We start from the raw sequence: 14,133 nt of genomic DNA, 5'->3' as shown, positions 1-14,133 counted from the left end.
GCTTGGTGGTCTCAGCCAGACGGTGGCCGCGCGGCTATTTGCTGGGCTATCGTTGAATATCCAGAGGTAGGGATATCAATGAGGACATCGTAATGAATACCAGTGATCTGCTCGAACAATTGTTGCGGGCTGGCCAAGCGTCATCGGCACAAGGAGGCAGTGTCAACCCAGCATCCGGGATGGGTGGCGGGCTCGGCGGTTTGCTCGGTGGGCTGCTGGGTGGGGCGGGCTCAGGCGGCAGCCTCGGGGGAGGGTTGGGCGGCCTGCTCGGCGGTCTGTTGGGGGGTGCCGGCACCGCGCGCACCGGACAAACGCGCACAGGTGGGGCCAATTACGCCGCACTTGCGTCATTGGGCATGATGGCGTTTCAGGCTTATCAAACCTGGCAACAGCAGAAGGCAGCGGCGCCGCAGCAAAGCTTACGCACGGTCGACCAGTTGTCCGGACCTGAAGTCGAAGATCACAGCCATGCAATTCTGCGTGCCTTGATCGCCGCTGCCAAAGCGGATGGGCGGATCGATGAACAAGAGAAACAGCTGATCAGCTCCGAAATTGGCCGCCATACCGATGATCCGCAACTGCAGCAATGGCTGGACGAGGAAGTGGCTCGCCCGCTGGATGCCGCCGACGTGGCGCTGGCGGCCCAGGATTCGGCGATGGCTGCGGAAATGTACCTGGCCAGCGTGATGCTGGTGGATGACCAGCAAGACGCCGAGCGCACCTATCTGGATGAGCTGGCCTACGCACTCAAACTCGATCCGCAGTTGCAGTTGCACTTGGAACAACAGGCCAAGGGGGGCGCAGCACAGGCTTGATGTGGCTCAGCCGCGCGTCGACAAACTGCGCTCCATGCGCGACAGACACTCTTCGAGCATGGCGCGTGGGCAACCGAAATTCAGCCGCACGAACTGACCGCAGTCATCGCCGAACTCAGTTCCGGCACTCAGCGCAACCTTTGCGTGTTCGAGAAAAAACTGCTGTGGGTTGTCCAGTGCTAATGCAGAGCAGTCCAGCCAGGCTAGGTAGGTACTGTGTGGCAAATGCATTTGGATACCAGGCAGGCGAGTGCGAATGGCATCGGCCAGATAATCGCGATTGTCCTGAAGATACGCCATCACCTTGCGCAGCCAATCGGCGCCTTCGCTGTAAGCCGCCTGGGTCGCGTCCAGTCCCAGTGCATTGACGCTGTCCACCAGTCCCAAACGGCCAGCGTTGAAACGCTGGCGCAGTTGAGGATTTTGAACCACAGCAAACGCGGTTTTCAGTCCCGCGATATTCCACGCCTTGCTGGCCGACATCAGCGTCACGCTACGGGCCGCGATCTGTGGATTGATCGACGCGATTGGCGTATGCCTGCGGCCGTCAAACAGAATGTCTGCGTGAATTTCGTCGGAAATGATCAATACATCGTGACGCACGCAAGCGTCGCCGATCAGCTGTAGTTCTTCGCCGCTGAATACTTTCCCGAGTGGGTTATGTGGGTTGCTCAGCAACAGGGCACCGGCGTTTTCCAGCGCGTGCTCCAGCGCTGGAATGTCGGTGGGGTATTCGCCGTGGGTGTCCGCGCGCAAGGGGAGGTCGATTCGGGGCAGTTGCCAGTTCGCCGGTGCATTCAGTAACGGCGAATAGTTAGGCGTGTGCAGGGCAACACCAGCGCCGCTTGGGACCAAGGCGTGCAAGGCCATGTTGACGCCGGGTTCGACACCGGGCAAAAACACCAGATCTTCGGGCAGGATGCGCCAGGCGTAGGCCGTCCAGAGATGCTTGACCAGTGTTTCACGCAGGCTGTCCTGGGCAACGGCATAGCCCAGCAATGGATGCTCCAATCGCGCTTGCAGCGCGTTCATGATTGCTGGCGCAACAGGGAAGTCCATGTCCGCAACCCACATGGGCAGGACGTCGTCGGCGTACTGGCTCCATTTCTTACTGCCGGTCGCACGGCGCTCGATGGCGCTGTTCAGGTTGATCGTCATTTCAGTCTCTGTACTGGGCTTGCCCACGGTTCGGACAACCGCACGCTTGAACATGATCGGGGGGTACAACCAATCGCCAATTCTGGTGCAGTGGCGCCGTGTTGAGAAGTAAAGCGTAGGTATTTCATCGAGAAGAGGCGTCCGACCACTAAAAAGTAGTCTCTATAGGCTACATTCATGAAAGTAGCCTCTAGAAGCTACATTGATAAAAGTAGCCTCTACAGGCTACTTTTTAACAAAGCTGGCCTATAGTATTGGCCAAGGTCTTTTGATTCAGGACGTTTACATGACAATTAAAGCGGTGCTGACCGGGGATTTGATTCACTCGCGGTCCGTGAGTGATACCCAGGCTTACATCGTCGGCCTGAAAAAGATTTTGACGGGGCTGAAGAAAATCTACGGTTTCAAAGCCGAAACCTATCGCGGCGACGGTTTTCAGGTCGTGCTCAAGGACGCAAGTCAGGCATTGCATTGCGCCCTGGCCATTCGTGCCGGCCTGATTGGCGCAAGCCCCGGTCGGGAACGCTGGGATGCCAGGGTGGCCGTCGGCATAGGCGCTGCCGAATCACGCGGTCATTACGGCGAGGCGTTTGTCTTGTCGGGCGAGGGCCTGGACGGCATGAAGAAGTCTACGCTGGCGGTGTTTTGCAACGACGCAGGCTTTGGCGATCTGGCGGAGCTTGCCACCGATTTCGTCGCCGCGATCATTGATAAGTGGACCGTGGTGGAAGCGCAGACATATTGCCTGCACCTGCTTGCGGGCTCTGATCAGGAGAGTATTGCGCAAACGCTGGGCAAATCTCGGGTCACGGTCAACAAGACATTGAACCGGGCCCAGGCTCGACTACTCGATCGCTACCTCAAGAGCATCAGCCAGCGGATAAAGGAGATTCCCGATGCGTGATGCTTCGGTTTTACTGCTGGTGCTGATCCTCGTCTATATGGGCCTGGACTACGTGTCGTCGGTGTGGCGCGGGAAAGGTCGGCAACCAAAGGACGTATGGCTGTCGTTGAGCACGCTCGCGGCCTACACGCTGGTAATCGGCAGCGTGGTTTTTCTGTTTGGGCACAATGCGCTGTTCTCGTTGTTGGCGGGGGCTGTTGTCGGTGTTTGCTGGGCCGTAACTCGCTGGCTGATTGCCAGGATGACCTGGGGGTTCGCTTTTGCGCTTCGGTACGCGATCAACCTGACGGTGCTCAGCGCTGTCTGGTTGACACTGGAGGGTGACTGGATGTCGGTGGCGGGATTCTCCAAAGGGCTGGCCAGTTCGCGCAATCTGCTCGTGCTGCTGGGTTATGTCCTTGTGCTGCGACCGTCTTCAGTGCTGATTGGCTCGATCCTTAGCCCTTGGTTGCCGTCAGTTAACACGCAAGGCTCGCTCAAGAGCGCGGGCAAGTTGATCGGCTACCTGGAGCGAGTGTTGATCCTGACCTTTGTGTTGCTGGAGCAATGGGAAGCCATCGGCTTTTTGCTGACTGCCAAAAGCATCCTGCGCTTCAACGATATCAAGGGGGTTGAGCAGCGCGCCTTGAGTGAATACGTGCTGCTGGGCACCTTGCTGAGTTTCACCATCAGCATCGCGATCGGACTGGCTGTGGTGAAATTATCAGGCGTATAAACGGGTTGAATCGACAGATGTGATCTCAGGAGTAGCCTCTACAAGCTACATTCCTCAAAGTAGCCTGTAGAGGCTACTTCTTTGAACAAACAACAATCACCAGAATGTCGGCGGGCTGGCAACACACTCGCTGAACGCTTCAATGGCTCTCTCGATATCGTCAATCTGTGTGTACCTGCCAAGGCTCAAGCGCACGCTGGTTGCGGCCTTTTCAGGGCTCAAGCCGATTGCCAGCAATACGTGGGAAGCGCCGCCTGCCGCCGAGTTGCAGGCCGAGGTCGAGGATACCGCCAGCGCGTGAGATAGGCCCATGACATTGAAGCCTGGGCTGTCGACACAAAGGTTCAACGTGTGCGGGATACGCTGCTGCGGGCTGCCATTGAGTGTGATCCCCGGCAATTTCAGCAAGCCCTCCAGAAGCTGCGCGCAGAGGGTGCCAATGCGCTGGATTTCGTCGTCCATCTCGGCACTCGCCAAGGCAAACGCTGCGCCCATGCCGACGATCTGATGCGTGGCCAGGGTGCCGGAACGAAAGCCCTGCTCATGACCGCCACCGTGCATCTGCGCTTCGAGCAACGGACGGGCACGCTCGCCAATGTATAAAGCGCCGATACCTTTGGGCCCGTATGTTTTGTGCGCCGAGAATGACATCAGGTCGACGTCCAGGTTCTTCAGGTCGATGGCAACCTTGCCAGTGCCTTGAGCGGCATCGACGTGAAAGATCGCCCCATGCTCGCGGACGAGGCGGCCAATACTGGCGATGTCGGTCAAGGTGCCCAACTCGTTGTTGACTAGCATCAGCGAGACCAAAAGGGTGTCATCACGTAATGCCTGACGCACCGCTTCGGGTTGAATCAAGCCGTGGCTGTCGGGCGTAAGCCACGTGACCGGATAGCCTGCCTGCTCAAGTTGGCGCACGGTATCAATCACTGCCTTGTGTTCGATAACGCTGCTGATAAGGTGCCGGCGAGCGCCCTTGTTATGACGCTCGTGGCCTAAGGCAATGCCCTTGATCGCCAGGTTGTTGGATTCTGTCGCGCCCGAGGTCCACACCAGTGTCTGCGCCTGCGCACCCACCAGTTCAGCCACCTGACGACGAGCCAGCTCAACGGCCTGGCGAGCTTGAGTACCATAAGCATGAGAATTGGAGGCGGGATTGCCGAACGTGCCTTCTCTACCAAGGCAGGTGACCATGTGCTGGATGACACGTTCGTCGACAGGCGTGGTAGCGGCGTAATCAAAATAACGAGGGAATGTGGACATGGTAAGTCTGCGCTGTCTGATGATGTGAAAAGGTTACTATCGTCAAACCGAAAAAAAATTGATAAGTGGTCGTTGGAATCACAAATTATAAGAATAAAATTCTTATTTATGGCCTTTTAAAGGATTTTAATTCCAGGGACCGATCATTCTGGATTATCGTTGTGCTCAATTGGCATAAACAGGCACCGCCTGATGCAAGGGAGCTACTGTCATGGACAAATTCGATCAGGCGATCCTGAGCATTCTTCAGACCGACTGCACACGCCCCATCGCCGAGATCGCCGATGCCATAGGCCTGGGCAGTACGGCGTGCTGGCGAAGGGTACAAAAACTCGAAGAGCAGGGGATCATCCGTCAGCGGGTAGCTTTGCTCGATCCCAAACAACTGAAGGTCGCGGTGACCGTGTTCGCAGCGATCCGCACCAACCAGCACAACGCTCAATGGCTGGACCGCTTTCACTCATTGATGGCCACCCTGCCGGAAGTCGTGGAGTGCTACCGCATGGCAGGCGACACCGATTACATGCTGCGAATGGTCGTGCCGGACATCGCCGGCTACGACGCCGTTTACAAGCGCCTGATCCAACTGCCCGGCATTACCGACATCAGTTCCAGTTTTGCCATGGAGCAAATCAAATCGACCACCGAGTTGCCACTGGGATATATGGGCTAGGAGGGAGGTTCTAACCTGAACCGTTATTCTCACTCCGGTGCAAACTCCAAATAATGCCGGCGCATCAACACTCAATGAACGATGTTTTGAGTGGGATTACCCGCCGCAACGTCTTTTATCTGATTATGCTGACGCAAGGTTTCAGTGAAACAATTGAGTGCCGAAGATCGGTATGCGTCACGACGTCGAATAAGCACCGTGTCAACGGCACCTTGATTATTGGGAAGTTCATGGACTGCCACTTGACCTTTGTTCGCATAAGACTCGACGACTGCACGCGGGAGCATGCTTACAGCTATACCGGCGCGTACGCAACCCAGTAACCCTTCAAGGGTGCCCAACTCCATCTTTCGAATACTCGCCACGCCATGACGAATCAAGGCGAATTCAAGTTTTTCTCGATACATGCAGCCGTTTCGGAAGACTGCTATTTTTACTTCCTTCTGTGACAACACCCAACCGGCGTGTGTTCGTGTACTGTTTGGATACCAGGGTGCAGTGACAACCACCAGTTCTTCAGACGCAATAATTTCACTTGCCAGGTCAATGTGGTCAACCGGGCCTGCCACTAGCGCTGCTTCAACCCTGCGTTCCAACACATCCTCAATGAGGCTCTGGGTGGTGCCGGTCTGCAAAGAAATATCCACCAAAGGGTATTGCGTGGCGTAATCAACCAGTACATCCGGCAGCCGCAATGCTGCAGTTGTTTCCATGGAACCGATGCGCAGCGCACCGCCTGGCGACATCTCATTGACGATGACTCGTCGCGCTTCTTCCATCATGTGGTCAATGCGACTGGCATAAGGGAGCAATTGCGTGCCCGCGACCGTCAGCGTTACCCCTCGTCCGTGACGATGAAACAACGGAACCCCCAGCTCCTGCTCCAGCCTTCGGATGCGTTGTGTGACATTGGACTGAACGGTATCGAGCAGCAACGCAGCCTTTGTGATGCTTCCGATCTTGGCAACGGCGGCGAAGTAGACCAAGTCTCCAGAGTCCATGATGTTTCCTCGCGGGTAGGGATGGGGGCGTCAGCCTGAAAAAGTACCGACGTTTAAAAGAACGCAATGCACATGCCATGTACTGCACATACCTTCGATGAGCGGCTTTAGGCACTGAGTGTACATAATCATAAAAATATAAGTGTCCGTAGCAGATTACTGACCGATCTGGCGCACTTGTCTGGTGCGTGCCGCACCGATATATGGCCGCTACGACGCGGACTTACACAAAGAAGTATTTTTCGTTGCTCCCTGTTAAGCGAAAACCTGATTGGGAGATTTTATTATCGATTGGGTTTGTGGCTTTTTAGCGAATACGGAGTGCGAGCTCTTGCGACCATCACTTAAACAGGGATGTGAAATCTCATTCAGTGATCCCTCATTTAACTGGTATGGGCTCTGCATATTTCATTACATGGAATTGCCCTACCTACTGGCTTTGCTTATTACAAGGCGAGAGAAAGGCCAAGCGGTTAATTGCACGAGTTCGGGAGCGAGTATTATGATCAGCGCTAACAAAATCCCTCTTGGGAATGAAGAAAAACTTGGCTTGGGGATAGCACTGGCGATCATTCAGATCGTTGTGTTCTTTTCATTTATATACGCCTGTTCGTTCCACGCCGAAGCCTTAGGTCAGGATAAATTAGAAATAGGTATTCCACTCTCGTTTCTGTGGGGTTTGTCGGTGATAGTGTGCGGCGCACTATTGACCGCCGTTTATGTAGTTGCCGCAAATTATCGGGAGAGTTGAGATGAATCGTCTTATTCCTTTGCTGATTCTGCCCCTGACAGTAACACCTGCTTTTGCCGCCGATGCGCATGCACGTTCGACCAGCGGGATATCTATTTCGCTGTTCATGCTGGTCATCGCTACAACGTTGTACATCACTTGGTGGGCCGCCAGGAAAACCAAAACAGCCAGCGATTTTTACAACGGTGGAGGCCAGATCTCCGGCTTTCAGAATGGTTTGGCCATAGCGGGGGACGCCATGTCCGCAGGCGCCTTGCTTGGACTGACAGCCCTTGTTTTCACATCAGGTTTCGATGGGCTGGTTTATGCCGTCGGCTACACCACAGGGCTACCTATCGTCGTTTTCCTGATGGCAGGCAGGATGCGAAAACTTGGCCGCTTCACATTTATCGATGTGGTGTGCTCTCAGTTGGAAGGCAGGTCTATTCGCATTTTTTCAGCCTGTGCATCCTTGATCATTGTGCTGTTTTATCTGGTCGCACAGATGGTGGGAGCAGGGCAGTTGATTCAGATACTTTTCGGTATCGACTACCTTTATGCCGTCCTGCTGGTCGGGGCGCTGATGGTGTTGTACGTCGCGTTCGGCGGCATGATGGCCACAACCTGGGTGCAGATTATCAAAGCCGTATTGATGATATTTGCCTGCCTACTGATGAGTGTCCTCGTGCTCCAACACACGGGATTTAGCTTCAGTACGTTGCTCAGGGAGGCGGTGGGTGTGCATCCTGCCGGGCAAGCAATCCTGGCACCCTCAGCGTTGCCTAAAGACCCACTGTCTGGCTTCTCTTTGGGGATTGCACTGATGCTCGGCACGGCAGGCCTTCCACATGTCCTGATGCGATTTTTCACTGTTCCAGACGCCCGTGCCGCGCGCAGCTCAGTGTTGTGGGCGACCCTGATCATGAACAGCTTCTACGCGATGATTTTTATCATCGGCTTCGGAGCCCTCTACCTGTTGCGTACCAGCCCTGAGTTTTTTGACGCGAAAGGTGTATTGCTTGGCGGGGGCAATACGGCGGCGTTGCATTTGGCTTATGCACTTGGGGGTGATGCTTTCTTTGGGTTTCTGTCTGCGGTGGCGTTCGCGACGATCCTCGCCGTGGTCGCTGGGCTAACCATCTCGGGCGCCTCTGCAATAAGCCATGATATCTACGGCAGTTTGTTCACAAAGGGGCAGGGCGGCGGTAACGAAAAAACGGAAATGCGCATCATGAAAACCGCAGTGCTGGCGCTGGGCGCACTGGCGGTAGTACTCGGGCTGCTTTTCAAGGGGCAGAACATCGCTTACATGATCAGCCTGGCGTTTTCCATCTCTTGCTCGTCGACCTTTCCTGTGTTGATCCTGGCGATGTACTGGAAACGCCTGACCGCCAAAGGGGCCGTGTGGGGAGGAGGGGCCGGACTGATTTCGTCCCTGGTGCTTACCGTACTGGGGCCTTCCATTTGGGTCAAAGTGTTGGGTTTCCCAACGGCCGCATTTTCAATTGATCCGCCGGCACTCATCACGGTGCCATTAGCCTTTGTCGTTTGCCTGGGCGTATCGCTGCTTGAGCGTGATGTAGTCCGCATCCCCCAAGGCAACCTGTCCTGAGCTACTTCTCCAACAGGAATACCTGGCAGTACAGCTCACAGAAATCCATTTATGACGTTGAGGTTTTACAGCATGTCGAATGTAGAACTCCCTGATGCTTATGCTGAGCTTATGGCCATTCGCGGGCTTAAGCTCCCAGACGCTGACGAAATCAGTATCACCGGATCAGACCCGTTCTTTTATTCGCCTTTTCTGATCGGTGAAACGGCAGCTGCCGCTCTGGCTGCCCGAGGCGTTGCTGCTAACGATCTCTGGGAGTTACGCACCGGAAAGCGGCAGAAGATCAATGTCGACGTACGCGCGGCCGCGGCCACTTCATTGTATGGAGGGGACATGACCCAGCGCCGTGACGAGCAAGGGCGTTATCAACCCATCGAATATTCTGCGGCCATGAGGCATATGGTTTCCCTGACACAGCCGTGGAAAGCGAAAGACGGTCGATGGGTGTTGCCTCACACCAATCTCCCACATCTGGAACGCAGGGTATTGGATGTTCTCAACTGCGAGAGCACTCCTGAGTCAGTGAGTGAAGGAGTCTCCAAATGGAACTCCGACGACCTTGAACAAGCGATTGCTGATGCCTGCGCGTGTGCTGGCAAAGTCAGGACGCCAGAGGAATGGTTGCAGCATCCGCATGGGGCATATCTCGCCGGGCTGCCGGTGGTAGAAATAATCAAGGTTGCCGACAGTCCGATTGAGCCCTTGCATCCGGGCAATCAACCCGCTTCAGGGGTACGGGTGCTGGACCTGACGCGCATACTCGCAGGACCCACAGCAGCGCTCGGCATGGCAGAGCATGGTGCCGACGTATTAATGGTGACAGCCGCGCATTTACCCCAGGTACCCGCTTTTGTCAGGGATACCAGCCACGGCAAACGGAGTTGCTTTTTGAACGTGGACGACGACAACCAAGCCGCCATGCTTGATGAGTTGGTCAAGTCCGCCGATGTCTTTATTGATGGTTATCGCCCGGGGCGACTTCAAGCCCATGGGTTTGGTGCAGAACGCCTTATGGACCTTCGACCCGGGTTGATTCATGTGTCGGTAAATTGTTTCGGATCGGGCGGCCCGTTCGCGTCACGGGCAGGCTGGGATCAGGTAGCACAAGCGGTAACCGGAATCTGCCATACGCAAGGAGTGGCCACGGGTGCAGGGCAACCGAAGCTAACTCCAGTTTTCATGTGCGATTTTTTGACAGGGTTTCTGGCGACTTTCGCAGCGATGGTCGCTCTTGCACGAAGGGCCAAAGAAGGCGGCAGTTATCGAGTTCAAGTCTCCCTTTGTCAGTCGGCAATGCTGCTTCAGCGACAGGGTCTGCGGGCAGGCTTCGAGGACGCGCCTGGCAGATTGACGCCTGATGAATTTGAAGCCTTGGCTGTGTGCGATGAGAACACCGTTTACGGCGATCTGAAAACACTGGGGCCTGTGCTGAGAATGTCTGAGACGCCGTGCAAGTGGTTTTCCACGACCCCTGAACTGGGAAGCGCGTTACCCGGTTGGTTGCCTCGTTAGATTCCAGGTAATCAGCGTTGTGCGGCAAGGCTAGGCATGCTGATTAGCCTTGGTCGCGGCATAGAAACTTCAGAAGGTACTGCACAAGAAACAAAGCATTGGCCGAAACCATCGCAAGCCAAACTAAGTAGACGATCAATACCTGTGGGTGTGGTATTCAGACAGATGCAATATCCGATAACGAACAGACCCGGATATTGCACATATAGGGAAATTTGATTAGGCTTGCACAATTCGACCGTTCCCAATTAACTCGGTGATCCCATGTCTTCGTCTCCGATTCCGTTGTTTGAAACCTACAAACGCTTTCGAGATTTAAATTTCAGTCGACTCTCTGATGAGCTTCCTGTTGTCACGGACTACCTTTTATCTTTTCCACCTGAACTCAAAGCGCAGGAAGGCTACCTTGCAGCGCGCGGCTTTTTGAAGTCCTACTCAAACAATGAAGCCACATTTAACTCATACCGCACCCATGTCGAGCGTCTGCTGCTGTGGTCTTTGCTAATAGCCAAGAAACCGCTTTTAGAGCTTAAGCGCCATGATTGTGAGCGCTTCCTTGAGTTTTGCCTACACCCAAGTCCTGAGTGGATTGGGCCTATCGTCAAATCGAGATTCAACCGGGTTGGCGGCCGCAAGGCTGCTGAAACCGATACGTACATCATCAACGAGGACTGGCGACCCTTTAATATCAAAATCGATAAACAAATTCGCAAGGTTGCCGAAGAAAACAATAAGGATGTAGAAGACATCGCCTACAAGATGTCCGCAGGTTCCATGGGACAAGTATTTGCCGTCTGCGGCAGCTTTTACCAATACGCAACAGATGAGGGTCTCACCACAGAAGCTAACCCTGTGCGGGCGGTCAAGCAGAAATCCAATTTCAAGCAACGCAACACTGTCATGGATTCTGGCAAGGCGCTGACGCCACTTCAGTGGAATTATGTGATTGAGACCGCCGAAGTCATGGCTGAGGAAGACCTCAGGCACGAGCGGACGCTATTTATCGTAGCGACCCTGTTCTCTCTCTATCTGCGGGTCTCTGATCTGGTCGGTCGCGATAACTGGCAGCCAACAATGGGTGCGTTCGAGTACGACGGTGAAAACTGGTGGTTCAACGTCGTGGGCAAGGGCAACAAGGCAGCCAAAATCAGCGTCCGGGACGAGTACATTGAAGATTACTTGAAGCGATATCGCGCCACCCTCTCCCTCCCACCGCTGCCGTCCCATAAAGAAAGCACGCCGCTGGTGAGAACCATCAGCGGGCGTGGCGGGCTGTCTGATCGTCACATTAGGGCGTTGATCCAGATGGTGTTCGATAGGTCCCTGCAGCGCATGAAGGACGAAGGTCAAACAGATCTGGAAATGGATAAGCTTCGTTCTGCATCGCTGCACTGGCTTCGCCACACGGCAGCTACCTTTGATGCGCCGTTTCGCGATATCAAGGATCTCCAGGCTGATTTGCGTCACGAAAATATGTCAACCACACAAAATACGTACTACAACTCACTCGATCAAAAGAGAGCCAAATCAATTAAGGGGCTAGGCATCAAAGACAGGGGCTAAGGCTGATTTCTTGTGAGGCCCGACCTTGACGTTGGTCAACTTTGATCTAGATGCTAGTGGTTCGGCGAGCCGAACGGTGTACAGTTCGGAGTGACGAATGTACCGTGCCAGCGTGACCGCTGTTTTTTTTGCTCGGTTGGTCGGCGACACGGCTCAATGTCCAAATGCACTCTCGTCAGCCCCGGCCCGCACGCTCAGCGGCGGGTGGGTCCGTTAAGTCAGAACCATTCCCGGAGTAGCTTTTACCATGGCATATGCAACCATCAACCCCTATACGGGCGAGAAACTTGAATCCTTTCCCGATGCGACCGATGCAGAGGTAACAGCGGCCATCAGCAAGGCACATGAGGCCTTTCTTGTCTGGAAGGACACCCCTTTCGCCGAGCGTGCGCGGATTCTCCAGAATGCGGCCAACATCTTGCGCCAGGACAGCGACGCTTTTGCCAAACTGCTAACGCTTGAGATGGGCAAACTGTTCACCGAAGCGAAGGCTGAAGTCGAGCTGTCGGCAAAGATTTTTGAGTACTACGTGCGCAATGCTGAAACCTTGCTCAAGCCGGAGAAACTCCCGGTTCTCGACCCTGCCGAGGGCGAGGCAGTTATCGTCTGCGAGCCGCTCGGCGTACTGCTGGCCATTGAGCCTTGGAATTTCCCGTATTACCAGATCGCCCGGATTATCGCGCCACAGCTTTCAGCGGGTAACACCGTACTTCTGAAACACGCAGCGAACGTGCCGCAAAGTGCTGCCGCCTTTCAGAAATTGATGAAAGATGCCGGTCTACCTGAGGGTGTCTTCCGCAACCTTTACGCCACGCGCTCACAAATTGAGTTGATCATCAACGACGAACGCGTTCAGGGCGTGGCCTTGACGGGTTCGGAAGGTGCAGGTGCGGTCGTTGCGTCGCAAGCTGGCAAAGCGCTGAAAAAGTCCACCCTGGAGTTGGGCGGCGCCGATGCGTTCGTCGTGCTGGAGGATGCGGATCTGGCAAAAACAGCTAAATGGGGAGTGTTCGGTCGCCACTGGAACGCAGGCCAGGTCTGCGTATCCTCCAAGCGCATGATCGTTGTCGACTCGGTCTATGACGACTTCCTCGCGCTTTATCGCAAGGGCATTACGGAACTGGTTGCGGGCGACCCGTTCGATCCGAAAACCACCCTGGCTCCGCTCTCTTCGCAGGGCGCTGCCGATGAAGTCAAACAAAAGATACTCGAAGCCGTGAAGCTAGGCGCCAAGGCCGAAGAGGTTGGACCACCCGTACCTACTGAAGGCGCGTTCGTGCAGCCAACCATCCTGACCGATGTCGCTGAAGATAACCCGGCTCGCTACTGGGAGTTTTTTGGCCCGGTTTCGCTGGTTTTTCGGGCTAAGGATGAAGACGATGCGGTGCGAATCGCCAATGACTCGCCCTTTGGTCTCGGCGGCTCGGTGTTTACCTCCAATCCTGCACATGGCGCAGAGGTCGCGAAGAAAATCTCCACGGGCATGGTGTTCGTCAACCATCCGACCAAGGTCGAAGCCGATTTACCTTTCGGTGGCGTCCGCCGCTCAGGCTATGGCCGCGAGTTGATCGGGCTTGGGCTCAAGGAGTTCGTCAACCATAAACTCATTGTTGTGGTCGATATCGACGCACACTTCTGAGTTTCAACGCAGCCCTTTGTTAACCAGGAAACCGAAACCTTCAAAAAGGATGCTGACATGGTGAGCGTAGTAGGGATAGATCACCTAGCCATTCGTGTCAGTCATCTGGAACGCTCCAAAGCGTTCTATGACCAGGTTCTCGGTTTCATGGGATTCACCATTGAGTGGGAGTTTGATCGGGTTATCGGCTGGACCAACGGTGAGACCATGTTCTGGATCACCGAAGCCGATGCCCAGGGTCGCAAGCATAAACACCGAACTGGAGATGTGGGCTATCACCACTATGCATTCGAGCTTACAGCGCGTGACGATGTCGATGCGCTGTATGCGTTCTTGCTCAAGAGTGGCGTAACCATCGTCGATCCACCGGCTGACTACCCGGATTATGGCGAGGGTTATTACGCGGTTTATTTTCTTGACCCCGACGACCTGAAGCTTGAAGTGATGTTCTTCCTGGAAAAACAGAAACGGCGCTTGCTCGGAAAATTGCGACGAGATGCTGGTCAAGAGTAAATTCCCTCTTCAAACAAGGCAGAAACTAAGCGACG

At 54.8% G+C, this 14,133-nt stretch carries 12 protein-coding genes and 1 pseudogene; 10 read left to right on the top strand and 3 right to left on the bottom strand.

Going from position 1 to position 14,133, the window contains the following annotated elements; genetic code table 11:
* Nucleotides 1–92 precede the first annotated feature (92 nt).
* Nucleotides 93–815, top strand: a complete 723-nt coding sequence (locus VGC62_RS04505) for a DUF533 domain-containing protein (protein WP_331185869.1) — start codon at nt 93–95, stop codon at nt 813–815.
* A 6-nt stretch (nt 816–821) separates the two neighbouring features.
* Here VGC62_RS04505 and VGC62_RS04500 read toward each other — a convergent pair whose 3' ends face one another.
* Nucleotides 822–1,973 carry a PatB family C-S lyase gene (locus VGC62_RS04500; RefSeq protein ID WP_331185868.1) on the bottom strand — a complete coding sequence of 384 codons (1,152 nt, stop codon included), beginning with the start codon at nt 1,971–1,973 and terminating at the stop codon, nt 822–824.
* 286 nt (nt 1,974–2,259) lie between these two features.
* On the opposite strand from VGC62_RS04500, the gene VGC62_RS04495 reads away from it, so the two are divergent.
* Nucleotides 2,260–2,877: a hypothetical protein gene (locus VGC62_RS04495; RefSeq protein WP_331185867.1), complete on the top strand. Its 618-nt coding sequence runs from the start codon at nt 2,260–2,262 to the stop codon at nt 2,875–2,877.
* On the top strand, nt 2,870–3,592 hold the full coding sequence (locus tag VGC62_RS04490) for a hypothetical protein (RefSeq protein ID WP_331185866.1): 723 nt from the start codon (nt 2,870–2,872) through the stop codon (nt 3,590–3,592). The genes VGC62_RS04495 and VGC62_RS04490 overlap by 8 nt, the downstream gene beginning before the upstream one ends.
* A gap of 96 nt (nt 3,593–3,688) precedes the next feature.
* Here VGC62_RS04490 and VGC62_RS04485 read toward each other — a convergent pair whose 3' ends face one another.
* Nucleotides 3,689–4,855 (bottom strand): cysteine desulfurase family protein, encoded by a 1,167-nt coding sequence (locus tag VGC62_RS04485; RefSeq protein WP_331185865.1) that lies wholly within the window; start codon nt 4,853–4,855, stop codon nt 3,689–3,691.
* A gap of 211 nt (nt 4,856–5,066) precedes the next feature.
* Here VGC62_RS04485 and VGC62_RS04480 point away from each other — a divergent pair, with 211 nt between their 5' ends.
* Nucleotides 5,067–5,528, top strand: coding sequence for an Lrp/AsnC family transcriptional regulator (locus tag VGC62_RS04480; RefSeq protein ID WP_331185864.1), 462 nt, complete (start codon nt 5,067–5,069; stop codon nt 5,526–5,528).
* Nucleotides 5,529–5,599: 71 nt separating this feature from the next.
* Here the strand turns inward: VGC62_RS04480 and VGC62_RS04475 are convergent, their stop codons facing one another.
* On the bottom strand, nt 5,600–6,514 hold the full coding sequence (locus VGC62_RS04475) for a LysR family transcriptional regulator (RefSeq protein WP_331185863.1): 915 nt from the start codon (nt 6,512–6,514) through the stop codon (nt 5,600–5,602).
* Nucleotides 6,515–7,031: 517 nt separating this feature from the next.
* On the opposite strand from VGC62_RS04475, the gene VGC62_RS04470 reads away from it, so the two are divergent.
* From VGC62_RS04470 to VGC62_RS04445, 6 genes and pseudogenes are all read left to right on the top strand, one after another.
* A complete protein-coding gene (locus VGC62_RS04470) occupies nt 7,032–7,280 on the top strand; it encodes a DUF485 domain-containing protein (protein ID WP_331185862.1) in 249 nt (82 codons plus the stop codon).
* A gap of 124 nt (nt 7,281–7,404) precedes the next feature.
* Nucleotides 7,405–8,673 (top strand): annotated as a pseudogene (locus VGC62_RS04465) (sodium:solute symporter family transporter); the annotation flags it as partial.
* Between the two features lie 270 nt (nt 8,674–8,943).
* On the top strand, nt 8,944–10,383 hold the full coding sequence (locus VGC62_RS04460; RefSeq protein ID WP_331185860.1) for a CoA transferase: 1,440 nt from the start codon (nt 8,944–8,946) through the stop codon (nt 10,381–10,383).
* Between the two features lie 264 nt (nt 10,384–10,647).
* Nucleotides 10,648–11,946 carry a site-specific integrase gene (locus VGC62_RS04455; protein WP_331185859.1) on the top strand — a complete coding sequence of 433 codons (1,299 nt, stop codon included), beginning with the start codon at nt 10,648–10,650 and terminating at the stop codon, nt 11,944–11,946.
* A gap of 247 nt (nt 11,947–12,193) precedes the next feature.
* Complete coding sequence (locus tag VGC62_RS04450) at nt 12,194–13,585, top strand: NAD-dependent succinate-semialdehyde dehydrogenase (protein WP_331185858.1); 1,392 nt, start codon at nt 12,194–12,196, stop codon at nt 13,583–13,585.
* Nucleotides 13,586–13,642: 57 nt separating this feature from the next.
* Nucleotides 13,643–14,098 (top strand): VOC family protein, encoded by a 456-nt coding sequence (locus tag VGC62_RS04445; RefSeq protein WP_331185857.1) that lies wholly within the window; start codon nt 13,643–13,645, stop codon nt 14,096–14,098.
* The last annotated feature ends 35 nt before the right edge of the window (nt 14,099–14,133 follow it).

Origin of the sequence: Pseudomonas sp., assembly GCF_036404235.1 — a bacterium.
In the GTDB taxonomy this organism is placed as follows: domain Bacteria; phylum Pseudomonadota; class Gammaproteobacteria; order Pseudomonadales; family Pseudomonadaceae; genus Aquipseudomonas.
Note: the sequence above shows the minus strand (reverse complement) of the source record. Positions and strands in the feature narration are given on the sequence as shown.

What these genes read in the sequence shown, in the direction of transcription:
- VGC62_RS04450 (WP_331185858.1), top strand. Translation starts at nt 12,194, where the DNA reads ATGGCATATGCAACCATCAACCCCTATACGGGCGAGAAACTTGAATCC.
- VGC62_RS04460 (WP_331185860.1), top strand. Translation starts at nt 8,944, where the DNA reads ATGTCGAATGTAGAACTCCCTGATGCTTATGCTGAGCTTATGGCCATT.
- VGC62_RS04485 (WP_331185865.1), bottom strand. Translation starts at nt 4,855, where the DNA reads ATGTCCACATTCCCTCGTTATTTTGATTACGCCGCTACCACGCCTGTC.
- VGC62_RS04500 (WP_331185868.1), bottom strand. Translation starts at nt 1,973, where the DNA reads ATGACGATCAACCTGAACAGCGCCATCGAGCGCCGTGCGACCGGCAGT.
- VGC62_RS04505 (WP_331185869.1), top strand. Translation starts at nt 93, where the DNA reads ATGAATACCAGTGATCTGCTCGAACAATTGTTGCGGGCTGGCCAAGCG.
- VGC62_RS04480 (WP_331185864.1), top strand. Translation starts at nt 5,067, where the DNA reads ATGGACAAATTCGATCAGGCGATCCTGAGCATTCTTCAGACCGACTGC.
- VGC62_RS04495 (WP_331185867.1), top strand. Translation starts at nt 2,260, where the DNA reads ATGACAATTAAAGCGGTGCTGACCGGGGATTTGATTCACTCGCGGTCC.
- VGC62_RS04445 (WP_331185857.1), top strand. Translation starts at nt 13,643, where the DNA reads ATGGTGAGCGTAGTAGGGATAGATCACCTAGCCATTCGTGTCAGTCAT.
- VGC62_RS04470 (WP_331185862.1), top strand. Translation starts at nt 7,032, where the DNA reads ATGATCAGCGCTAACAAAATCCCTCTTGGGAATGAAGAAAAACTTGGC.
- VGC62_RS04490 (WP_331185866.1), top strand. Translation starts at nt 2,870, where the DNA reads ATGCGTGATGCTTCGGTTTTACTGCTGGTGCTGATCCTCGTCTATATG.
- VGC62_RS04455 (WP_331185859.1), top strand. Translation starts at nt 10,648, where the DNA reads ATGTCTTCGTCTCCGATTCCGTTGTTTGAAACCTACAAACGCTTTCGA.